The sequence below is a fragment of the Achromobacter marplatensis genome, from assembly GCF_002209535.1.
GTDB classification, from domain to species: domain Bacteria; phylum Pseudomonadota; class Gammaproteobacteria; order Burkholderiales; family Burkholderiaceae_B; genus Achromobacter; species Achromobacter marplatensis.
In genome coordinates this window covers 21,497-42,773 of record NZ_NJIG01000018.1, presented here as the reverse complement: position 1 = coordinate 42,773, position 21,277 = coordinate 21,497, and the positions used below count along the sequence as shown (strand labels likewise).

Annotated in this window: 17 protein-coding genes; 4 read left to right on the top strand and 13 right to left on the bottom strand. The window is 65.1% G+C overall.

Features of this window, described 5'->3' with window-relative positions; genetic code table 11:
- Positions 1-35: 35 nt before the first annotated feature.
- Positions 36-632 (bottom strand): YcxB family protein, encoded by a 597-nt coding sequence (locus tag CEY09_RS26755; protein WP_088590934.1) that lies wholly within the window; start codon positions 630-632, stop codon positions 36-38.
- Entirely contained in the window at positions 632-2,593 is a 1,962-nt protein-coding gene (parE, locus tag CEY09_RS26750) for a DNA topoisomerase IV subunit B (RefSeq protein WP_088590933.1), read from the bottom strand. Before parE ends, CEY09_RS26755 begins: the two co-directional genes overlap by 1 nt.
- Before the next feature lie 327 nt (positions 2,594-2,920).
- Here parE and trxA point away from each other — a divergent pair, with 327 nt between their 5' ends.
- Positions 2,921-3,247 (top strand): thioredoxin TrxA, encoded by a 327-nt coding sequence (gene trxA, locus CEY09_RS26745; protein WP_006218534.1) that lies wholly within the window; start codon positions 2,921-2,923, stop codon positions 3,245-3,247.
- A gap of 117 nt (positions 3,248-3,364) precedes the next feature.
- Positions 3,365-4,624: a transcription termination factor Rho gene (gene rho / locus CEY09_RS26740; RefSeq protein ID WP_006218533.1), complete on the top strand. Its 1,260-nt coding sequence runs from the start codon at positions 3,365-3,367 to the stop codon at positions 4,622-4,624.
- 139 nt (positions 4,625-4,763) lie between these two features.
- On the opposite strand, the gene CEY09_RS26735 is transcribed toward rho, so the two are convergent.
- A complete protein-coding gene (locus CEY09_RS26735) occupies positions 4,764-8,378 on the bottom strand; it encodes a YhdP family protein (protein ID WP_234818414.1) in 3,615 nt (1,204 codons plus the stop codon).
- Between the two features lie 90 nt (positions 8,379-8,468).
- Here CEY09_RS26735 and glnE point away from each other — a divergent pair, with 90 nt between their 5' ends.
- Together glnE and CEY09_RS26725 are read left to right on the top strand one after the other, a co-directional pair.
- Positions 8,469-11,234, top strand: coding sequence for a bifunctional [glutamate--ammonia ligase]-adenylyl-L-tyrosine phosphorylase/[glutamate--ammonia-ligase] adenylyltransferase (gene glnE, locus CEY09_RS26730; RefSeq protein WP_088590932.1), 2,766 nt, complete (start codon positions 8,469-8,471; stop codon positions 11,232-11,234).
- Positions 11,235-11,288: 54 nt separating this feature from the next.
- Positions 11,289-11,963, top strand: coding sequence for an epoxyqueuosine reductase QueH (locus tag CEY09_RS26725; RefSeq protein WP_006227543.1), 675 nt, complete (start codon positions 11,289-11,291; stop codon positions 11,961-11,963).
- Positions 11,964-11,996: 33 nt separating this feature from the next.
- On the opposite strand, the gene CEY09_RS26720 is transcribed toward CEY09_RS26725, so the two are convergent.
- From CEY09_RS26720 to CEY09_RS26675, 10 genes are all read right to left on the bottom strand, one after another.
- Positions 11,997-12,950, bottom strand: a complete 954-nt coding sequence (locus tag CEY09_RS26720) for an AraC-like ligand-binding domain-containing protein (RefSeq protein ID WP_088590931.1) — start codon at positions 12,948-12,950, stop codon at positions 11,997-11,999.
- Between the two features lie 150 nt (positions 12,951-13,100).
- Positions 13,101-13,634 (bottom strand): cytochrome C, encoded by a 534-nt coding sequence (locus CEY09_RS26715; RefSeq protein ID WP_377785580.1) that lies wholly within the window; start codon positions 13,632-13,634, stop codon positions 13,101-13,103.
- Entirely contained in the window at positions 13,631-14,164 is a 534-nt protein-coding gene (locus tag CEY09_RS26710; RefSeq protein ID WP_088590929.1) for a methylamine dehydrogenase light chain, read from the bottom strand. The genes CEY09_RS26715 and CEY09_RS26710 overlap by 4 nt, the downstream gene beginning before the upstream one ends.
- On the bottom strand, positions 14,148-14,783 hold the full coding sequence (gene mauD, locus CEY09_RS26705) for a methylamine dehydrogenase accessory protein MauD (RefSeq protein ID WP_088590928.1): 636 nt from the start codon (positions 14,781-14,783) through the stop codon (positions 14,148-14,150). Before mauD ends, CEY09_RS26710 begins: the two co-directional genes overlap by 17 nt.
- A gap of 11 nt (positions 14,784-14,794) precedes the next feature.
- Positions 14,795-15,349 (bottom strand): MauE/DoxX family redox-associated membrane protein, encoded by a 555-nt coding sequence (locus tag CEY09_RS26700; RefSeq protein WP_006227548.1) that lies wholly within the window; start codon positions 15,347-15,349, stop codon positions 14,795-14,797.
- A complete protein-coding gene (locus CEY09_RS26695) occupies positions 15,346-16,539 on the bottom strand; it encodes an amine dehydrogenase large subunit (RefSeq protein WP_006227549.1) in 1,194 nt (397 codons plus the stop codon). The genes CEY09_RS26700 and CEY09_RS26695 overlap by 4 nt, the downstream gene beginning before the upstream one ends.
- 28 nt (positions 16,540-16,567) lie before the next feature.
- Positions 16,568-17,449 (bottom strand): transporter, encoded by an 882-nt coding sequence (locus CEY09_RS26690; protein ID WP_088590927.1) that lies wholly within the window; start codon positions 17,447-17,449, stop codon positions 16,568-16,570.
- A gap of 70 nt (positions 17,450-17,519) precedes the next feature.
- Positions 17,520-19,031 carry a phenylacetaldehyde dehydrogenase StyD gene (gene styD, locus CEY09_RS26685; protein WP_088590926.1) on the bottom strand — a complete coding sequence of 504 codons (1,512 nt, stop codon included), beginning with the start codon at positions 19,029-19,031 and terminating at the stop codon, positions 17,520-17,522.
- 192 nt (positions 19,032-19,223) lie between these two features.
- Positions 19,224-20,213 (bottom strand): quinone oxidoreductase family protein, encoded by a 990-nt coding sequence (locus CEY09_RS26680; protein ID WP_006227552.1) that lies wholly within the window; start codon positions 20,211-20,213, stop codon positions 19,224-19,226.
- Between the two features lie 52 nt (positions 20,214-20,265).
- Positions 20,266-21,246, bottom strand: coding sequence for a DMT family transporter (locus tag CEY09_RS26675; protein ID WP_088590925.1), 981 nt, complete (start codon positions 21,244-21,246; stop codon positions 20,266-20,268).
- Positions 21,247-21,277: the final 31 nt, after the last annotated feature.

Here is a 21,277-nt window from a genome sequence, read left to right as displayed (position 1 = left end):
GGTAGACAAATTCATCGAAACGGCGTCAATGCGCCTCAAGCGGACGGCGCCAGCTGCGTATCGTCGACGTGCGCGCGCAATTGGGCGCGCACCGCCTCCAACGTAGCGGCGTCCTGGCCGCGCTTGGGAATGATCACGCCTTGCAAGGTGCCCAGGATGACGTACAGGTGCTGCGGGGTCTCTTCCACCCGGCGGATGTCGGACCACTCCATGCGCCCCGAGGCGGTTGCGGTCGTGTCCGAGATGCCCTCGGGCCCGAAGTCCAGCTGATGCCGGCCCAGGAACAGGTCGTCAGGCTGCTTTTTCAGCATGCGCCGCGTGTTCATCCTGACCAGCGGCGGCAAGGCGAACTCGTAGGCCAGCGCCAGCAGCGCCAGGATGCCCAGTCCCACGGCCAGGCCCTGGAAATACACGGGCAGTATCCGTCCCCAGTCCGGCCCCTTGCCGTCCCAGGTCTGCCACATCAGATAGGCCAGCAAGGCCACGATCATCAGGACGGCGAAGCGCAGGTGGGAACGGTAGCGGCGGCGGCGCAGTTCAGGGCGCTTGTATACGTACGCCGCGAACTCCGCGTAGTCGTCGGCCGTCATGTCGACGGTCATCCGGGCTTGGCCGGGCGTGGCGGACGTCATCAGATATCCAGCTCCGCCAGGTTGCCCTTTTCTTCGATCCAGGCGCGGCGTTGCGAGGACTCGCCCTTGCCCATCAGCATGTCGAACATGCGGGTGGTGTCTTCCGGCGTCTGATCGCCGTAGCCCACGGGCAGCAAGCGGCGCGTGTCCGGATTCATCGTGGTTTCCCACAACTGTTCCGGGTTCATTTCACCCAGGCCCTTGAAGCGGCTGACCGCCCAGGCGCCTTCGCGCACGCCTTCCTTGCGCAGCTTGTCCTGCGCGGCCTCAAGCTCGCCTTCGTCCAGGCAATAGATCTTGCGGGCCGGGCGCTTGCCCTGCGCCGGCACGTCCAGGCGGAACAGCGGCGGCTTGGCCACATAGACGTTCCCGGCTTCGACCAGCTTGGGAAAGTGCTTGTAGAACAGGGTCAGCAGCAGCACCTGGATGTGCGAGCCGTCGACGTCAGCGTCCGACAGGATGCAGATGCGGCCGTAGCGCAGGCCCGACAGGTCCGGCGTATCGCCGGGGCCGTGCGGATCCACGCCGATCGCAACGGAGATGTCATGGATTTCATTGTTGGCGAACAGCCGGTCGCGATCCACTTCCCAGGAATTGAGCACCTTGCCGCGCAGCGGCAGGATGGCCTGGAATTCCTTGTCGCGGCCCATCTTGGCGGAACCGCCTGCGGAGTCGCCCTCGACCAGGAAGACTTCGGTACGGGTCGCGTCGCTGGATTCACAGTCGGTCAGCTTGCCGGGCAGCACCGCCACGCCCGAACTCTTGCGCTTTTCGACCTTCTGGGCGGAACGCTGGCGCGCCTGCGCCTGGCGGATCGCCAATTCGGCCAGCTTCTTGCCGTATTCCACATTGCTGTGCAGCCACAGGTCCAGCGCGCTCTTGGAGAAGCCGCCCACCAGGCGCACCGCGTCGCGGCTGTTCAGGCGTTCCTTGATCTGGCCCTGGAATTGCGGATCCAGCACCTTGGCCGACAGCACAAAGCTGGCGCGCGCGAACACGTCTTCAGGCAGCAGCTTCACGCCCTTGGGCAGCAGGCTGTGCAATTCGGCGAAGCCTTTGACCGCGCCGAACAGGCCTTCGCGCAAGCCGGATTCGTGGGTGCCGCCGGCAGGCGTCGGAATCAGGTTGACGTAGGACTCGCGCACGGCGTTGCTGTCTTCGGTCCAGGCCACCACCCACTGCGCGCCCTCGCCTTCGGCGAAGTTCTCGTGGTCGGCGCCGGCATACTGCTGGCCTTCGAAGAACGGCACCATCAGCTCGGCGCCGGTCAGCGCTTCAGCCAGGTAGCCGCGCAGGCCGTCCTGGTATTGCCAGGTCTTGGTGTCGCCGGATTTCTCGTTGATCAGCGTGACCTTAACGCCCGGCAACAGCACGGCCTTGCTGCGCAAAAGGTGCGTCAGTTCACCCAACGGGATGTTGGGACTGTCGAAGTATTTCGCATCCGGCCAGACGCGCACGCGGGTGCCGGACTTCTTGCGGCCGCCCTCGGCGTACGGCGCCAGGGGTTCGGCGACATCGCCGCCCTTGAACACCAGCCGGTTGACCGCGCCGTCGCGCCACACCACCACTTCCAGCCGGGTGGCCAGCGCGTTGGTGACGGACACGCCCACGCCGTGCAGGCCGCCGGAAAAGGCGTAGGCGCCGCCGCCTGCCTTGTCGAACTTGCCGCCCGCATGCAGGCGGGTGAAGACCAGCTCTACAACGGGAGCGCCTTCTTCGGGATGCAGACCGACGGGGATGCCCCGCCCGTCGTCCTCGACGGACACGCTGCCATCAATGTGCAGCGTGACCTGGATCTGTTTGCCGTAGCCGGCCAAGGCCTCGTCTGCGGCGTTATCAATGACCTCTTGCACAACGTGCAGCGGGTTTTCGGTGCGGGTGTACATGCCCGGGCGCTGGCGCACGGGCTCCAGCCCCTTCAGGACGCGAATGGACGCCTCGGTGTAACGTGGAGTGGCCAAGTTATCCCCAACATCTGTGGAAAAAAACCGACATTTTACGGATAAGCCTAGATTCTGCGCGGCTCCCAGTAGGATGCGCACGACCTGACCAGCCTCGAATTCGGTAGGATGATGACAGTCACAGCCCGCGCGTCAGGGTTCAATCACCCGGATCACGACGACTGCGCCGCAACATCCTACACAAAACCAGCAAACCCTGTTGTTATTAACAGTGGTATGCCTGTTGTTATTGACAGTGGTATGCTTTAATCCATTCCACATACAAGAACAACGGCAAGGCGCGTCCCTTTTTTCGCGCCTTTTGCTGCCGAACCGAGAATCACCATCATGAGCGACCAAATCAAGAACGTCAGTGACGCAAGCTTCGATGCCGATGTGTTGAAATCCGGCCAGCCGGTGCTGGTGGACTACTGGGCTGCCTGGTGTGGCCCCTGCAAGATGATTGCCCCGATCCTGGAAGAAGTCGCCACCGAGTACGCAGGTCGCCTGACGATCGCGAAGCTGAACGTGGACGAAAACCAGGGTACCGCCACCAAATACGGCATCCGCGGCATTCCGACCCTTATGCTCTTTAAAGACGGCCAAGCCGCCGCCACCAAAGTTGGCGCGCTGTCGAAGTCGCAACTCACCGCATTCCTGGACGGCGCGTTGTAAACTGCGTGCTGTGAACGAAGGCGCCGCCCTGGAGGCGGCGCTCATTCAATACCGCGCGAGCCCGTCCGTGGCGCGCCGCCAGAGCCCTCCTTTACTTTTCCCCCACCAATCACCGCGATGCACCTCAACGAACTGAAGGCGCTGCATGTCTCGCAGCTGCTGGAAATGGCCGCTGGCCTGGAAATCGAGAACGCCAACCGCCTGCGCAAGCAGGAATTGATGTTCGCCATCATGAAACGGCGCGCCAAGCAAGGCGAGCAGATCTTTGGCGACGGCGTCCTTGAAGTCCTGCCCGACGGCTTCGGTTTCCTGCGCTCGCCCGAGACCTCGTATCTGGCCAGCACGGACGACATCTACATTTCGCCGTCGCAGATCCGCCGTTTCAACCTGCACACCGGCGACTCGATCGAAGGTGAAGTCCGCACGCCAAAAGACGGCGAGCGCTACTTCGCGCTGGTCAAGGTGGACAAGGTCAACGGCGTGGCGCCCGAAGCGATCAAGCATCGCATCATGTTCGAAAACCTGACGCCGCTGCATCCGAACCGGACGATGCGCCTGGAACGCGACATCAAGAGCGAAGAGAACCTGACGGGCCGTATCCTCGACGTCTTCGCCCCGATCGGCATGGGCCAGCGCGGCCTGATCGTCGCCAGCCCCAAGTCGGGCAAGACGGTGATGATGCAGCACATTGCGCATGCCATCACCACCAACTATCCCGACGCGGTCATGATCGTCCTGCTGGTCGACGAGCGCCCGGAAGAAGTGACGGAAATGCAACGCACGGTGCGCGGCGAAGTGGTGGCGTCGACGTTCGACGAACCCGCTACCCGTCACGTGCAAGTGGCCGAAATGGTCATCGAAAAGGCCAAGCGCCTGGTCGAAATGAAGAAGGACGTCGTGATCCTGCTGGACTCGATCACCCGTCTGGCCCGCGCCTACAACACCGTGGTGCCGGCCTCCGGCAAGGTGCTGACCGGCGGTGTGGACGCCAACGCCCTGCAACGCCCCAAGCGCTTCTTCGGCGCAGCCCGTAACCTGGAAGAAGGCGGTTCGCTGACCATCCTGGGTACCGCGCTGATCGAAACCGGCAGCCGCATGGACGAAGTCATCTACGAAGAATTCAAGGGTACGGGCAACTCCGAAGTCCACCTTGAGCGTCGTCTGGCTGAAAAGCGCGTCTACCCGTCGATCAACCTGAACAAGTCGGGCACCCGCCGCGAAGAACTGCTGATCGCCCCGGACCTGCTGCAAAAGGTCTGGGTGCTGCGCAAGTTCATCCACGACATGGACGAAGTGCAATCCATGGAATTCATCCTGGACAAGATGCGCGCCACCAAGACCAACGCCGAATTCTTCGACATGATGAAGAAGAAGTAAGACAGGTCTTGCCCGCCATGAAAAAACCGCCATCCGGCGGTTTTTTTATTGGCCAATGGCTGGCTCAGTGCTCGATGTATTGGGGCATGCGGCCGCGGGGCGCCGCGTCGGCCGGCCGCGGCGTCTGCTTGTCGGGCTCCTAGCCCGACCCGTCGATCGGTTCGATCCGGGGATCGTCCCAATTACCCGTCACCGAATATTCCATGGTCATCGCCCGCGCCAACGGTTGCTTGAGCAGCCATTGCGTGACGAACGCGCCCAGGCCGATCAACGGGTTCACGGCCAGCGCCGTCACCATGGCCGCGCCGCTGGCGTCCAGGTTCGGAATCACCACTGCCTTCAGGTCCCAGCGCTCGCGGATGATATTGACCCCGCCCGCCAGGACGATCGTGGCCACGGGGCCGGTGATCTTGTAGCCTTCGGTGGACATTTGCCCGTCCGCCATCTTCACGCGCCCCCTGATGGTGTCGAACGGAAAGCCGTCGCGCAGCAGGTTGGTCGGGTTCACGTCCAGCCGGGCCAGCCGCTGCAGCGATTGGAGCGACAGCAACTCCAGCAGCCGCGCCGTGCGGGAGTTCACATGCATGAAACGGCCCTTGTCCAGGCTGACATCGACTTCGCCCGCCACGTCGGCGATGTTGTGGGTCCAGGGCAGATTACGCCACGTAGCCTTGCCGACCGCCGAGCCTTCGCCGCCGGACACCATGTTCTCGAAGCCGATCCGATTCAAGAACTTACCCAGATCGACGAACTTGGCCGTGGCGTCCACCGTCAGTCCCCGATCCGGCCCCTCCAGCCGCCAGTTGCCCGTGGCGTTCAGATTGGCCGCGTCGTTGGTGATCGACAATTTATCCAGGCGCCACTGGTGGCCGCGTTCCAGATTGGTGCCCACCACTTGAAGCTCGCCCACGTTCTTGCCATACAGGAAGAACTCCTTGGCTTGCAGGTCGATCGCCGGGATATCCGACAAGTCGTTGCCGGACGCCAGAGCCTTGTCGGCCTCGTTGGTGTCGTCGGCGCCGCCAAACGACAGGTGCTTCAAGCGGGCGGTGATCTGGCCGGCGATCGCACCAGAGGCTTCCCGCCACTCCAGCGACCCCGTCGCCTGCCGCGACTGGATATCCACCCGCCACTGCGCCGGCCCCGGCCGGGTCGCGTATAGCGTCAGGTCGTTCAGCGTGTAGCCGCTGGCGCGCAGCAGGCCGGTCGCCAGGCTGACGCGCTCGGGTTCCGGGAACACCGGCTTGGCCGCTGTTTTCTTGGCCCCGCTCTTGCCGGCGGGCGCGTCAAAGCCATCCAGCACGGTTTCCCACCCGTCCATGTCCAGTTCCGGCAGGCTGGCGTTCAGGCTCATTCCGCGCTCGGGCAAGCTGGCCGGCCGGCCGATGCCCAGCGCTCCACGCGCAAAGTAAGACGGTGCTGCATCGCCCGGATCGCGTTCGAACAGCGCGTTGACGTTTTCGCCCAGGCTTGCGGTCAACCAGCGCCGGCCCTTGGTGCCGCGGTCCTGCGCCGCGCCCCATTGCAGCTTCAGCAACTGGGACGACGAGGCGGGCTTGCCCGCTGGCGCCGGCATATCGATCGCCATGCCGGCCAGGTCGGACTCCATCGATATCTCGACCGAACCGCCCTTCTGGTATCCCACGCGGCCCTTGTAGGCGGCCTTGCCGCTGAAACGCGCCATGGACGGCGTATTGCTCAGTTGCGACAAGCCCGAGCCGGCCAGGGTGCCGTCGAAATGCAGGGCATCCGACCCTTGCGCCAGCGTCCCGGAAATCTTGACCGGCCCGCCCAGGAACTGCGCCCGGATATCCTTGGCCTGGACGCCCTTCTCCGAAAACTCCAGATCGCCGTGCATCTGGCTCAGCAAGGGCATTTCGGGCATGAAGGTGAAGGTGTTTTCCGAGAACACGATACGTCCCTGAACCTGGGTGTCGTCCGTGTTGAGCAGCGGCACTTTCAGCTTCAGCGGCAGGCGCCAGTCACCCGTGCCACGAGCCTCGTCCAAAGCGCCGTCCAGCAGTTCGCCCAAGGGGGAATTTGCGGCCACCGCCAAATAGGCCGGAACGGGGCCCGAGGTCTCGCCGTCAAGCAGCAGCTCGGCGTTATGGTCCATATCGGGAATCGTCGCCGTCACGGCACCCAGGTTGACCGTCTGGCCCGCCCCAGTGCGCATCAGGGCGCCGCCCGGGCTGTCCAGCGTCAGGCTTACCTTGTCGATGCGGAAGCTGCCCGACAGGTTCTCCAGCATGGGCCAGCCCTTGCGGTGCGGCCGGGCCGGCGCATAGTCGACCTTAGCGCCGGCATAGGCGCCGGCGATCACGAATTCACCCACGACGCCCGGCGAATTGAACGGAAAGTCGTCCAGGTCCCCTTTCAGCGTGATGGCGGCCGAACGCATTTCGCCCGCCGGCAAGCCGGTAGCCAGCCACTCGCGGGCGTCCGCATTGACCTCCAGGGGCAGGTAGCGGTGTATGGACGGCATCGAACCGCGCACCATCGTGCCGCGCATGTCGGCGCTGCCCGCCGCCGTCTTGCCCTCGCGCCGCCATTGACCCTGCAAGCGCACGTCCAGGTCATCGTTGACCACATGCAATTGCGCCACGTCCACGAACCAGTTCTGGGCGTCCGGCCCCTTGATCTGGGCATCCAGCGCCAGCTCGCGCGCCGCCAGCGTGGGTTCTTCGAATACGCCCGGCAGCGTCACCCGCAGCTGCTGCACCGCGCCCTTGATCGACGCGTCCGCCGCGCCCGGGCTGCGTGCGAGCGGCACGTCTTCGATCTGCATGAAGTCGCCGGGCAGGCCCTGTATGCGGAATTGGCCCGAAGCGCCGCTTACCGCGGGGCCGTCCTTGCCCGCCGACCAGTTCACGCCCCTGACGGCGATGTCCGAGGTCAATTCGGTGAATTTGCCCCGGTCCAGTTGCAGCCAGGCCCGGCCCGCGATCCGGCCAGCAACCTGGGGCGGCTTTACCCATGGCGCCCAGGCCAGCGGCTCCACGTCATCGGCTTCGGCGTAAAGCTGACCGCTCCAGTTTGCGGGATTGGCGGCGTTCGCGGCGAACAGGCTGCGGTTGAATTCCCCACGCAGCTCCACCTTGCGGGCCAAGGCCTCGCCGGCGGAGGCCTGCAGCACAAAGCGGTGCGACAAGCTACCGTTGCGCATCAGGAAATCCACGCCGTTCAAGGTCAGCGCCGGCGCTTGACGCAAATCGTCCTGCCAGACGACGGTCGCGTCACGTATCAGCAGTTCACGCTGGGCAACGAGCCAGCGCAGGGCCGGATGATTCAGGTCGGACTCATGGTCGCTGGCGTTCAGGTCGATGTCCTGCCCGGCCACCCACAGATGATTGGCGGTGTCGCGCCGCAGGGTGAGTTCGGGCTTTTCCACCCGCAAGCGCACCAGCGTGGGCGACAACGCCAGGATGCTGCGCCACGCCAGCACGGCCGAGACGGAAGGCAGGGTCAGGACCGGTGCCGCTTCGTCGTCGTAAACCTGTACGGCAGCAAGATCGAGTTTGGGATTCAGCCCCTGCCAGTTGGCCTGGATGCCGCCGATGGTGACGCGCGCGCCCAGCGCCTGGCTGGCGTACGCCTCTATCTGCGGACGCCACTGATCCACGCGCGGCAAAACCCAGTAACGTACGCCCAGGAGACCGATGGCCACCACGCCATAAATAGTCAGCGCGACCCAAAACAGGCAGCAGAGCACGCGACGCGCGTGCGGCGTGGGGACGGTGTTTGAAACAGACACGGATCGTGTGTGGTGGGCAGGAGAAGATGTCTTGCGGTATCGTCCCCACTTATACCTGAAACGCGCCCATTCGTCTCCCGCCCTTACGCCATGTCATCGTCTCCTATGCTTGCCCCCGCCCTTGCCTGGTCCGGTCACCTGCGCCGCCGCCTGGATGCCCATCCCGATCTGGCCGCCTGGCTGACGGACGCCGTTCAAGAACCAGTTACTCCGGCCCGCCTGGCGCAATGGCAGGCTGAATTGGCCGGGCCTGACGCCACCCCTACGCTGCCCGTGGACACCTGCCGCATGGTGCTGCGCAAGCTGCGCGAGCGCGTGTTCAGCACGTTGATCGTGCGCGACCTGGCGGGCCAGGCAGACCTGGAGGAAGTGGTCGGCGCGATGACCACGCTGGCCGATATCGCGGTGGCCGCAGCCTACCGCAGCGTGGCGGCGGAGCTGGCGGCCGTGCACGGTGTGCCGCGCGATCCGGCTACCGGCAAGCCGCAGGAAATGCTGATCGTCGGCATGGGCAAACTGGGCGGCTGCGAACTGAACGTGTCGTCCGACATCGATCTCATCATGCTGTACGGCGAAGAAGGCGAAACGGACGGCCCGCGCCGCATCAGCCATCACGAGTTCTACGGCCGCCTGACGCGGCGCATGATGCCGGTCATTTCCGAAGTGGACGCCAACGGCCAGGTATTCCGCACCGACTTGCGCCTACGCCCCGACGGCGACTCCGGCCCGCTGGCCTGGAGCCTGGACGCGCTTGAGCACTATCTGATTGGCCAGGGCCGCGAGTGGGAACGCTATGCCTGGCTGAAGGCCCGCCTGATGCCCGCCCAGGCCTTCGAAGGCAGCGACAGCGCGCCGCAGGCCCGGCAGCTGGAAAGCCTGCGCGTGCCGTTCGTCTATCGCAAATATTTCGATTTCGACGCGCTGGCCGCGCTGCGCGCGCTGCGCGAGCGCATCCGCCAGGACTGGCAACGGCGCGCCATGGCACGCAACGGCATCGACAGCGCCAACAACATCAAGTTGGGCGACGGCGGCATCCGCGAGATCGAGTTCGTCGTGCAATTGGCCCAGTTGATCCGAGGCGGCCGGATGCCCGTGCTGCAAAAGCGCGGCCTGCTTGAAGCGCTGCACGCCGAACAACTGGCGGGCCTGATACCGGAAGACGACGCGCGGCGGCTGGAGGAAGCCTACCGCTACCTGCGCCGCACCGAACACGCCTTGCAGTACCGCGAAGACGAGCAGACCCATCTGCTGCCCGGCGATCCGGCCCAGCGCGCCGCGCTGGCCGCCGCCCTGGGCATGAGCCCGGAAGCATTCGAAAGCACGCTTGCGGCGCACCGCAAGTTCGTCTCGCAGACCTTCCGCAATGTGTTCCGCATGGTGGGCATGGGCGACGCTGAAGACACCAGCACGCCGGCCGACGACGCTCCCGAAACGCCCGACAACGAATGCGAGCTTGCCGAACAGATCCGGCAGGCCTTCGGCGACGAAGCGCAAGACCTGCTGCGCAGAACCGAAACCCTGCTTGGCAGCCACCGCGTGCGCAGCCTGCCCGACAGCAGCCGCCGCCGCATGGAAGCCTTGCTGCCGGCCGCCCTGCGCGCCGCGCGCCAGACACCGGCGCCGTTGGACGCGGCCGTCCGCCTGTTCGACCTGATCGAAAAGATCGCCCAGCGCAGCGCCTACCTGGCGCTCCTGGCCGAATACCCGGACACGCTGGCGCGCGTGGCGCGCATGGTCGCGGCCAGCCCCTGGGCCGCGCAGTACCTGACCCAGCATCCTTTGCTGCTGGACAGCCTGATCGATTGGCGCACGCTGTTCGAACCCTTGGACTTCGCACAGATCGCCCGGCAACTGACCGCCGACCTGGACGCCTGCAAGCTGCCCGACGGCGATCCCGACATCGAGCGCCAGATGAACCTGATGCGCGACGTGCAGCGCCAGGCCAGCTTCCAATTGCTGGCGCAGGATCTGGAAGGCGAGCTCACCGTCGAAAAACTTGCGGACCAGTTATCGGCGCTAGCCGACCTGCTGCTGGCCGAAACCATCCGCCGCGCCTGGCCGCTCGTGAACAAGGTGCCGGGCGCCCTGCCCCATTTCGCCGTCATCGCCTATGGCAAGCTGGGCGGCAAGGAACTGGGCTATGCCTCGGACCTGGATCTGGTTTTCCTGTTTGACGATCCGCGCGAGGACGCGGCCGAAGTCTACGCGAAACTGGGCCGGCGCATGACGTCCTGGCTGTCGACCATGACCTCGTCCGGCCGGCTCTACGAGGTGGACCTGCGCCTGCGGCCGGACGGCGATGCCGGGCTGCTGGCGGTTTCGATGGAAGCCTTCGAGCAATACCAGAACAAGCATGCCTGGGCCTGGGAGCATCAGGCGTTGACCCGCGCGCGCCATGCGGCGGGCGATGCCGACGTGGGCGCCCGGTTCGAGAAGATCCGCGAAGCCATCCTGGTGCAGCCCCGCGACCAGGCGGCGCTGCGCGCTGAAGTGCTGGCCATGCGTGAAAAGATCAATGCCGGCCACCCGAACACCAGCCAGAAGTTCGACTTAAAGCATGACCGGGGCGGCATGGTCGATGTGGAATTCGTCACGCAATACCTGGTGCTGTGCTACGCGGGGACGCACCCCGTGCTGGTGCGCAACCTGGGCAACATCACCCTGCTGCGCCTGGCCAGCGAAGCCAGCCTGATCGCGCCTGAACTGGCCACGCGCGCCGCCGACGCCTACCGCACCCTGCGCCGCGTGCAGCATCAGCTGCGCATGCAGGGGGTGGAGAAAGCGCGCGTGGGGCCGGAACAGCTGGTGGAGGAACGCGCTGCGGTGCGCGAGCTCTGGGACGCGGTGCTGGGCTAAGCCCGGCAACTCGCGGTAAAATAAGGGGTTTTCCGCCTTTTTTGCCTGCAAGCCATGTCCGAACTCGTCCGCCCCAAGCTTGACCTCCCCGCTGGCCGCAGCAAGGTGCTGATGCACTCCTGCTGCGCGCCCTGTTCCGGCGAAGTCATGGAAGCCATGACGGCCTCCGGCATCGACTACGCGATCTACTTCTACAACCCGAACATCCATCCGGTCAAAGAGTACGAGATCCGCAAGCAGGAGAACATCCGCTTCGCCGAACAGCACGGCATCGAATTCATCGATGCCGACTACGACATGGACAACTGGTTCGACCGCGTGAAGGGAATGGAAAACGCCCCCGAACGCGGCGAACGCTGCACTGCCTGCTTCGACATGCGCTTTGAGCGCACCGCGCTGTACGCACACGAGCACGGGTTCGACACCATCACCAGCTCGCTCGGCATTTCGCGCTGGAAGGACATGAACCAGATCAACGGCTGCGGCGAACGCGCCGCCGCCCGCTACGACGACCTGGTCTACTGGACCTACAACTGGCGCAAGGGCGGCGGTTCCGCCCGCATGATCGAAATCAGCAAGCGCGAGAACTTCTATCAGCAGGAATACTGCGGCTGCGTCTATTCCCTGCGCGACACCAACCGCCACCGCCGTTCGCAAGGCCGCGACCGCATCCATATCGGCGTGAAGTTCTACGGCAAGGAAGACCTGATCAACGAAGAGCTGCTCTGAGCCCGGCGCAGCACTGATCCGGCCGGGTGAACCCTAGCGCGCCTGCCGGCGGTATTCCGAGGGCGACGCGCCATACCGCTTGCGGAACGCGTGGCTGAACCGCGCTGCATCCGAAAACCCGAACCGGTAGGCGATATCGCCGATCTGCCTTACGGACTGCGTCGCGTCGCACAGCGCCTCCCGGCTGCGTTCCAGCCGGGCGCTGAGGATGAAATCGGCAGGCGTGGTGGCTGCCAGCGCGAACAGGTTGTACAGATAGCGCCGCGACATCCGAAACGCCGCGGCCGCAGATGCCGGCGACAAGGCCGGATCGTGCAGGTTTTCAAGAATGTGCTGCTGGACGCGGCGCAACTGCGCCTGCTTCAGGCCCGCCTGGTCTTGCTCGGCCTGCCCCCCAGCCCGCTCGCTGATATCCAGCCCCATCATCTGCAATACCGCATTGGCCGCATCGCGCGCCGCGCTTTCGGACAAGTGGGCGTGTTCGCCCAACGCCACGCGCAACAGGTCCATCGCCATGCGCCCACAGCCATGCTGGCCGCTGAAATTGCGGGCCACGGCGTTCTGCATATACGGTTGCCAGGCCTCGGTCTGCTTGCCCGGCACCTGCATCACCAAAAAATGCGCGCCGTCATCCACATCGACCTCGTACGGCCGGGTGGTGTCGTAGATGCTCCACTCCCCCGGCATCAGCAAGGCGGTGCGATTCGATTGGCGGATTTCGCTGCGGCCCGCCAATTGCAGCGTGACCTTGTAGCCGGCTTCCTCGGCACGGGCCGCAAGCAATTTGCTGCGACGTACGCGTTGCGCGCTGCTGTGCAATTCGCTGACCTGCATCCAGCCCAGGCAGCCCACCGCCACGCTGTTGCGAAAACGCGTGGGGAATACAGCGGATACTTCCAGTGGCACGAACGTGCTGCTGATACTTTCCTGCCAGCTGGCGCAATCCAGGAAGTGCCTGGGCGCGCTGTGCAAAAGGGATGATGACATGGCGACTCCGGCGTCTCGAAACGGCGTGCCTTTTGTGCCGTAGACAACCCGCCCGGCGGCACAGCTACAGCGTTGAATGGAAATGCTGCCTCTTTCTAGCACTGCGCGTCGGGAGGGAGTATCGGTGACAACCCCTAACTGCCTGCCGGCCTACGGTTTCCTGTCGCTGCCATACGAGTATTCGGACAACGTGAATCCCATCGACGTGAGCTTTTCAGCCAGTTCGTGGCGCACCGGCACCACGTCGTCGTAGCGATTCGGCCGCGCTGCCGCAACCTCCGCTTCGGTATAGGGTTTGAAATCCGCCGGCAACTGGGCCCTGCTGAATTCGCCCAGCACCCAGTTCAGCACCGCCGCAAGCTCGGCGTTGCTCAGTTGCGAATGCGCAGCGCCCGGCACGCGGATCAAGTATTCGCGGCCCGCCGGCAGATGCGTGAACGCGCCGACCGATTGGCGGAAGTCCGGTATGCCATGCGGGCTGCTGCCCCGGCCATCCACGCGGTGGCAGCCTGCGCACTGCAGCACATAGTCGGCGCGCACGGCTTGCCGCAGGCGCTCAGCATCGGCGGCGTCCCGGGCGGCAATGCCGCCTTCCTGCGCCGCCGCGCCCTGCATCGCGCACAGCAGGATGGCAAGGGCAATTCCCCCGCGCCATCCTGCCCACGGCTGCCCCCAAGGCCTCATGGCTTGGGCGCTGCCTTGGGTTGTGGCTTGGCCAGCCCCACGATCACCGAGGTCGTGCAGTGGAAGATCGACGACTCGTTGGACATGCACCAGTTCACGTCGTTATGCAGGAACATCTGGTAGCCCGGACGTTCGCGTTCGGCCGACGCGCACATGCACTTGCCGCAAGCCGTCTTGCCGCAGCAGTCGTTGTAGCTGATGAGATAGTCCTTGCCATCCAGCGGATTGTGGCACGTTCCCACCCATGACACGGCCGACGGCGACGTGCCGGGCGGGCATGACGTCATGCTGCCGCCGCAGCACGAGCACAGGAAGCCGTCCACCGCGCAGTAGCGCCAGTAATCGCAGGCCGTGTCGTCCATCTGCGGCTTCTTGCTCGCCGCAGGGGCGGAACGCGCCACCGGCAGCACCGGCATCAGGAACGCGGTTCCCACCAGCAGCTTGCCGATACGGTTCAGCACGCTGCGGCGCGACGTGGTGTGCGCGACGGAGCGCGTAGCGCGCTCGCCAAGTTTATCCAGCCAGTGCATTGCCGCTCTCCTTGCGGGAAATCCGGGTCTCGTCCATGCCCGCGGCCAGGAAATCCTGTACCGACGCCACGCCCAGTTCCTTGGCCGTGAACAGGCTTTCCAGCTGTTCACGGGAATTGATCAGGCCCTTGGCGCGCAAGACGCCCGACTCGTCCATCAGCACCGCGTACGGCAATTTGCTGATCTGGAACTTCATGCCCAGTTCGGTCGACAGCAGATAGGGGAACCGTTCCAGCCCGGCCTGCTTGTAGAACGCCAGGTGCTCGGGCATTTCGCCGTCGCTGGCCAGCACGATGCGCAGCCAGGCGCTTTCGGTACTGGCCACCGATTTGAGGATAGGCAGCAGCTTCTTGCACACGGGGCAGGTGGGCGACAGGAAGAACAGCAGTTGGCTGTGCTGCCCGCGTTCGCCGATGGTGATGCGGCGCCCCAGCAGGTCGGGCAGCGCAAAGCGCGGCGCGGCCTCGCCCACGGCGGGCCCCTTGTCCATCGTCAGCGCCCCCATCGGCGCCACGCGTTCGTACAGCACGCCGATCTGACGCGACAAGGCCAGGATGACCAGCACCAGGCACAGCACCACGCCCCACAACAGGAAATTGGAAATGATCAAGGCATCCATATGAAACTCCTTCAAAGATTCCGCAGCTTGAGATGCGAGGCCAAGAGGTGATTGGCAGTGAAATACAGGCCCACGGCGGTCATCGCCAGGCCGAAAACCGCAGCGGCGTCCGCCCATTGCAGATGGCGCGATTGCCCAGCCGCCGCGATCAGCACCGGTGCCGTCCATAGCGCCAGCACCGCATTGCGCAGCACCAGCCACCACGACAGCCCGCCGCCCTGCGCGCCGTCGCGTCCCCGGGAGGCGGGGCCGCCGCAGCCGCAATCGATGTCGCGGTGCCCGCGCGCCAGGTTGTAGGCCAGCCCCAGCGTCGCCACCAGCAACACCAGCAAGGCCAGCGCCGCGCCCCAAGCCTGGAGCGAGGGCATCAGCAACATGGCGCCCGCCGCGGCTTCCGCCAGCGCATACCCACGCGCGAACGCGCCGCTCAGGCTGGAAGGCAGGATCTCGTAGGCGGCGACGGCGCGGGAGAACCCCGCCAGGTCTTTCAGCTTTTCAAGCGCCCCGAGCAGCAGCACGCACGCCAACGCGGCGCTGGCGCCATAGAGCAGGACCGGATCGTTCATTTCGGGCCTCCTGTGGGTTGCGGTTCGACTTGCAACGCGGTCTCGCCCGCCGCCTGGATCGTGGTCTTGAACACGGGGGCCACGGGCGCCGCGTCATAGATGTTGACGTTGCCCCCATCGATGGTGAACAGGCGCGGCTTGTCATCTTGCGAGACCGACATCGACAAGGCGTTCTTGCCGGGCACGCGCGCCAGGCGCTTATGCGTGGCCAGGTCGTACACCCAGATCTCGGCAGCGGGCGTCTTGTGCGTGCCTTCCGCGCCATTCGGATGCATGCCCACGTACAGCCGCTTGGACGCCCGATTGATGGCCAGCAGGTTGTAGCCACCGGGCCGCCAGCCGCGGTCCTTGCCCGACGCGTCCAGCAGCGACCACGGGGCGCCGAAGCTGACTTCCTTGCCGCTGAAGTCGGCACTGTAGACGTTGCCGTTGTAGGACACGAAGTAGAAGGTATCGCCCACGTTCTCGGTATGCGTGAAGATGGGGTCCTTCTCAAGCTCGAACATCGGTTTGCTGCGCTGCTGGCCGGCGGGCTTGCCGGCGGCATCCAGGTCGATGGTCAACAGGCCGCCGTCGCCGCAGATGGTGGCAAAGCTTCGCGGACGCGAGGGCAGCGGGATGATGCTCCAGCATCCTGCCGCCGCCGTGACCTCGTCGGCGAACTGGCGGGTCTTCAAGTCCACCACCGTGACCGATGTCGCAGGCGTGGCGTTCTGCACGAACAAGAGTTCGCCGTCGGTGCTCTGGCGCAGGTAGTTGCGGTAGTTCAGCGCCTGCGCGCGCTTCTGCGGAATCGGCACTTCGTACTTGGGGGTCAGCGTCTCGGCGTCCCAGGCCTCGATCACGTCGGTGCGCTTGCCCCGGTTGAGCCGTTCGTAATAGGTCGTCATGACATAAATGTCGCGGCCGTCTGCCGACACCGTCATGTGGCCGTTGAATGACGTGGGCACCAGCCCCAGGAATTTCCCGGAATCGCCGTCGTAGATGTTGACCCGGCTGTCGACCAGGTGGTTGAAGGCCGCATCCATCACGTACAGCCGGTGCGGCGTGGCCGGGGGCAAGCGGGTGCCGCCCTTGAGTTCTTCCACGGGCAGGTCCGCCCAGGCCAGGCCCGTGGCGCTTGCCAGGGCGGCGCACAGCGCCCACCGTCCGGCCCGCGATGCGCGTGATGTGGCTCGAAGCGCAATCATCGATATTCTCCTCTCATGATCCGGTTTCCTAGAACGCGTAGACGTAGCGCAACTGCACGCCCCGCATCCGCGGCCCGTTCTCGACCTTCAGGTCGTGGATGTACTGCATCTGAATCTGGTTGGCGTCGTTGATCTGATGCGTCAGTTCGACGGCCAGCTGGTGATTGCGCGCCCGGGTCGCGACGGTTTCGCCCGAGGACGTCTCACGCCCGCCGGTTTCATAGCGATATCGGATGCCCGTGTAGGTGTCGGGCGTCAGGTTGGTGGACGCCAGCGCAAAAAAGCGGAACGACGGGTCTTTCTTCAGCGTCTGCCCGTACCAGTCGGTGTTGCGTCCGTAGATTTCCACTTCGGCGATGGCCTCCAGGAACGTGGATTCGCCCACGCCCTTGACGAACGAGAAGTCCTGGATGGTGGACCACCGGTTCTTGCCCGGCGACACGTCCGGACGCGAGCGGTCGTAGCGGCCCACCGGCGCCACGATGAAGGGCTCCCAGGCGAACCAGGTCTTGGTCTGCTCATTGTTGTACAGCCAGATCGCCGAGCCCAGCGTCACGTCGCCAATGCCGGTCTGGTGGTCGCCCGGCGCGCCGGGCAAGTCCAGCGACGTCCGGTACATGGGCACGATGAATTCCAGCTGCACGGTCTTGCCGTAGAAATCGCGGTAGTGCATCTGGCGATAGATCAACGCGTTCACGTCCAGGGACGCACCGTCCACCCGCTTGCCTTCCGAGTACAGCCCCGACGAGCGCAGGCCCGCCAGGTACCCCGCCACGATGTTGGTGCCCACAGGCGCCGGTATCCAGTCGCGTGCGCTGGGGTCACCCGCCCAAGCCGGCTGCGTCGCGCCCGCCCATGCCAGCACCAGCGCGACGCCCGCCCGGGCGCGGCCATGTATCTTGCTTGCCATGCACTTCCCCTTGGTCTTGCGAACGCGCCGCCGCCGGTATCTCCCGGCTTGGCCAACGCGCCGCTACGTTCTAGTACGCGATGCAGACGGACTTCTTCTCCAGGTACATCTCGATCACGGCACGGCCGTGTTCGCGGCCGATGCCGGATTGCTTGAATCCGCCAAACGGCATGTTGGGATCCAGCATGTTGTGGGTGTTGACCCACACCGTGCCCGCGTCGATGCGCGGGATCAGGCGCTGCACGCGCGACAGGTCATTGCTCCAGAGGCTGGCGCCCAGGCCGAAGGCGCTGTCGTTGGCCAGCCGCACGGCGTCATCCAGCGTGTCGAACGGCTGCGCCACGACGACGGGACCGAAGATCTCTTCCTGTGCGATGCGGGCGTCTTGCCGCACGTCGGTAAAGACGGTGGGCTGCACGAAATAGCCCGCCCCGTCACCGGCGGCGCCGCCCGCCAGCACGCGACCTCCTTCGGCCCGGCCGATACCGATGTAATCCATGACGCGCTGTTGATGCCGGGCCGAGATCAGCGGCCCGATCTGCGTGGCCGCGTCAAAACCGGAGCCCAGCGTCAGGCTGGCTGCCACATCTGCCAACCCCTGCACGACTTTGGCGTACAGGCCCTGCTGCACATACAGGCGCGACCCGGCCGTGCAGACTTGACCCTGGTTGAAGAAGATGGCCGCGGCGGCGCCCTGGACGGCGCGGTCGACGTCGCAATCGTCCAGCACGATCACGGGCGACTTGCCGCCCAATTCCAGCGACACACGCTTCATGTCGTCCATCGCGGCCCGCCCGATCAGCTTGCCGACCTCGGTAGAGCCGGTGAACGCGATCTTGTCGATGCCGGGATGCGCCACCAGCGCGGCGCCGGCGGTTTCGCCGCGCCCCGTGATCACGTTGACCACGCCGGGCGGAAAGCCGGCTTCCAGCGCCAGTTCGGCCAGGCGCAAGGCGGTCAGGGGCGTTTCCTCGGCGGGTTTGAGCACGACGGTGCAGCCGACGGCCAACGCCGGCGCGATTTTCCACACCGCCATCAGCAGCGGGAAGTTCCACGGGATGATCGCGCCCACCACGCCGACGGGCTGCGCCAGGGTGTAGGCGCTGTATTGGACGCCGGACGGAAAGGGGATCGACAAGGACAGGGTGTCGCCCGTGATCTTGGTGGCCCAACCGGCCATGTAGCGCAGCCACTGGGCGCCCGCGCCCACTTCCAGCCCTTGGGCGATACCCAGGAGCTTGCCGTTGTTCAACGTTTCCAGCCGGGCCAGTTCGGTGCCGTGCTGCTCCAGCAGGTCTGCCAGCTTCAGCAGCAGACGTTCACGGCCTGCGGGCAGCATGTCGTGCCAGGGCCCGGAGGCAAAGGCGCGGCGCGCGGCCTGGACCGCCAGGTCCACCTGCGCGGGGCCGGCATCCGGCTGATGCGCGATGACCTGGCCCGTGGCCGGGTCGTAGACGGGAATCGGCTTGCCCTGCCCTTCATGCACCGGCTTGCCGTCGATCAGCATGAATTCCCTGATCGCGCCCAATTCCGGGCGGTCGCCCCCTGCCGGGCCGGCGGTCGAATCGCTTGGGAAAGACATCTGAAGCTCCAACGAAAAGTGTGGGAGCCAGAATAGCAACGGCATTTCCGGCTGGCTTGTCGGGCCGTGCATGGGGATTTGTCATTCTGCGCACGCGGACCTTGCATGAAAAAGGCCAGGCCAACCGCGCTTTGGCGGTCGACCTGGCCCATTGCAGGCTCGCCAGGGAGCCCGCGCGGCGGATATCGCCGATCAGTCCAGCATCAGCACCGTGGCGCCCGTGGTCTTGCGCGAGGCCAGCGCGGTTTGCGCTTCGCCCACTTGCTCCAGGCTGTAGCGCTGGTCGATACGGACCTTGATCTTCTTCTTCAGCACCAGGTCGAACACCTCTTCGGATGCGGCTTGCAGCTTTTCCAGCGTGTTCACATGCACGCCCAGCGACGGACGCGTGACGTACAGGCTGCCCTTCTGGTTCAGCACGGCCAGGTTGACGCCGGCGACGGGGCCGGAGGCATTGCCGAAGCTGACCATCAGCCCGCGCGGCTCGATGCAGTCCAGCGAGGTTTCCCAGGTGTCCTTGCCCACGCCGTCATACACCACCGGCACCTTCTTGCCGCCGGTCAGTTCCAGCACGCGTTCCGCGACGTTCTCGCGCGAGTAGTCGATGGTTTCCCAGGCGCCGTTGGCGCGGGCCAGTTCCGCCTTTTCCGGGCTGGAGACCGTGCCGATCAGCTTCACGCCCAGGGCCTTGGCCCATTGGCAAGCGATCAGGCCCACGCCGCCGGCGGCCGCGTGGAACAGAATGGTTTCGCCGCCTTGCAGGCGATAGGTCTGGCGGAACAGGTACTGCACCGTCAGGCCCTTGAGCATCAGCGCGGCGGCTTCGTCGAAACCGATGCCCTTGGGCACCTTGACGACCTGGTTGGCCGGCACGTTGCGCGCTTTGGCGTAGGCACCGATGGGGCTTTGGCCGTAGGCGACGCGGTCACCCTTCTTCAGATGCTTGACGTCTGCGCCCACGGCGGTGACCACGCCGGCGGCTTCAAAGCCCAAGCCGTGCGGCAGCGGATGCGGATACAAGCCCGTGCGGAAATAGATATCGATGAAATTCAGGCCGGCGGCGTGCTGTTCGATCGTGACTTCATTGGCGGCGGGCGGCAGGACTTCCACCTCGACCAGCTTCAGGACTTCGGGACCACCGTGCTGCTCGATACGAATTGCCTTGACGAGATTGCTGGCCATGCTGGCCTCCTTTCATGGGAAATAAATGGGGTGTAACCGGGAAAACCAGACTTCAGCGCGGCGGGCGAGCCTCGCGCGGCGTGGCGGACGCCTGCTTGCCGGCGCCAACGCCCATCAGGGCGAGTACACCGGCCAGCACCAACGCGGTCCCTGCCATCTGCCATACGGTGATGGGCTCATTCAGGAACCACGACGCCAGGAACAGCACCGACACCGGCCCCACCATGCCCAGCAGCGACGCCGTGGGCGCGCCAATCAGCGACACCGCCCACATCAGCATGAAGACCGGCACCACCGTGTTCAGCGTGGCATGGATCACGGAATATCCGTAGACCCCGGCCGGTTGAATCAGCATCGACGGCGGATGAATCACGAAAAACTGGATGATGCAGGCCACGCACGACACCAGCATGGCATAGGCCACCAGGCGCGTCGGGCCGACCCGCTTGATCAGTTCGCCAGAACAAATCAGGTAGACAGAATAGCTTGCCGCCGAGCCAAAAACGAACAAAGACCCTAACAGCACCTCGCCACCGCCGCCAAAGGACAGGTCGTGGGCGAACACCAGCACCACGCCCGCATAGGACAGCACCATGGCGAGCCACTGCCGGCGCTCGACCGGCCGCTTGAACCAGAACGCCGACAGCAGCACCACGAGCGAGGGCGACAGGAAGAGGATCAGGCGCTCGAGGCTGGCGGTGATATAGCGCAGGCCCAGGAAATCCAGGAAGCTGGACAGGTAGTAGCCCAGCAGACCCAGCACGATGACCTGCACACGCTCCTTGGCCGTCATGACCACGATTTCGCCGCGGGCGGCGCGGCGCGACTGATGCCAGGCCACGGCCGCGAAGAACGGCATGGCGAACAGCATGCGGAAGGCGATGAGGGTGACCGCGTCGATGCCGTAGCGGTAGGTGAATTTGACGACGATCGCCTTGGCCGAAAACAGCACCGCGCCAAGCGTCGCCATGAGGATTCCGGCCGCGCGGCCGGACAGGTAGGAAGGCGGCAAAAACTTGGCAAGACGATTCATGCGATGATTTTAGATTCAGTGCAAAGCGATT

Coding starts and splice junctions, on each gene's coding strand:
- CEY09_RS26755 (WP_088590934.1), bottom strand. CDS start 632: ATGACGTCCGCCACGCCCGGCCAAGCCCGGATGACCGTCGACATGACG.
- trxA (WP_006218534.1), top strand. CDS start 2,921: ATGAGCGACCAAATCAAGAACGTCAGTGACGCAAGCTTCGATGCCGAT.
- rho (WP_006218533.1), top strand. CDS start 3,365: ATGCACCTCAACGAACTGAAGGCGCTGCATGTCTCGCAGCTGCTGGAA.
- glnE (WP_088590932.1), top strand. CDS start 8,469: ATGTCATCGTCTCCTATGCTTGCCCCCGCCCTTGCCTGGTCCGGTCAC.
- CEY09_RS26725 (WP_006227543.1), top strand. CDS start 11,289: ATGTCCGAACTCGTCCGCCCCAAGCTTGACCTCCCCGCTGGCCGCAGC.
- CEY09_RS26720 (WP_088590931.1), bottom strand. CDS start 12,950: ATGTCATCATCCCTTTTGCACAGCGCGCCCAGGCACTTCCTGGATTGC.
- CEY09_RS26715 (WP_377785580.1), bottom strand. CDS start 13,634: ATGAGGCCTTGGGGGCAGCCGTGGGCAGGATGGCGCGGGGGAATTGCC.
- CEY09_RS26710 (WP_088590929.1), bottom strand. CDS start 14,164: ATGCACTGGCTGGATAAACTTGGCGAGCGCGCTACGCGCTCCGTCGCG.
- mauD (WP_088590928.1), bottom strand. CDS start 14,783: ATGGATGCCTTGATCATTTCCAATTTCCTGTTGTGGGGCGTGGTGCTG.
- CEY09_RS26700 (WP_006227548.1), bottom strand. CDS start 15,349: ATGAACGATCCGGTCCTGCTCTATGGCGCCAGCGCCGCGTTGGCGTGC.
- CEY09_RS26695 (WP_006227549.1), bottom strand. CDS start 16,539: ATGATTGCGCTTCGAGCCACATCACGCGCATCGCGGGCCGGACGGTGG.
- CEY09_RS26690 (WP_088590927.1), bottom strand. CDS start 17,449: ATGGCAAGCAAGATACATGGCCGCGCCCGGGCGGGCGTCGCGCTGGTG.
- styD (WP_088590926.1), bottom strand. CDS start 19,031: ATGTCTTTCCCAAGCGATTCGACCGCCGGCCCGGCAGGGGGCGACCGC.
- CEY09_RS26680 (WP_006227552.1), bottom strand. CDS start 20,213: ATGGCCAGCAATCTCGTCAAGGCAATTCGTATCGAGCAGCACGGTGGT.
- CEY09_RS26675 (WP_088590925.1), bottom strand. CDS start 21,246: ATGAATCGTCTTGCCAAGTTTTTGCCGCCTTCCTACCTGTCCGGCCGC.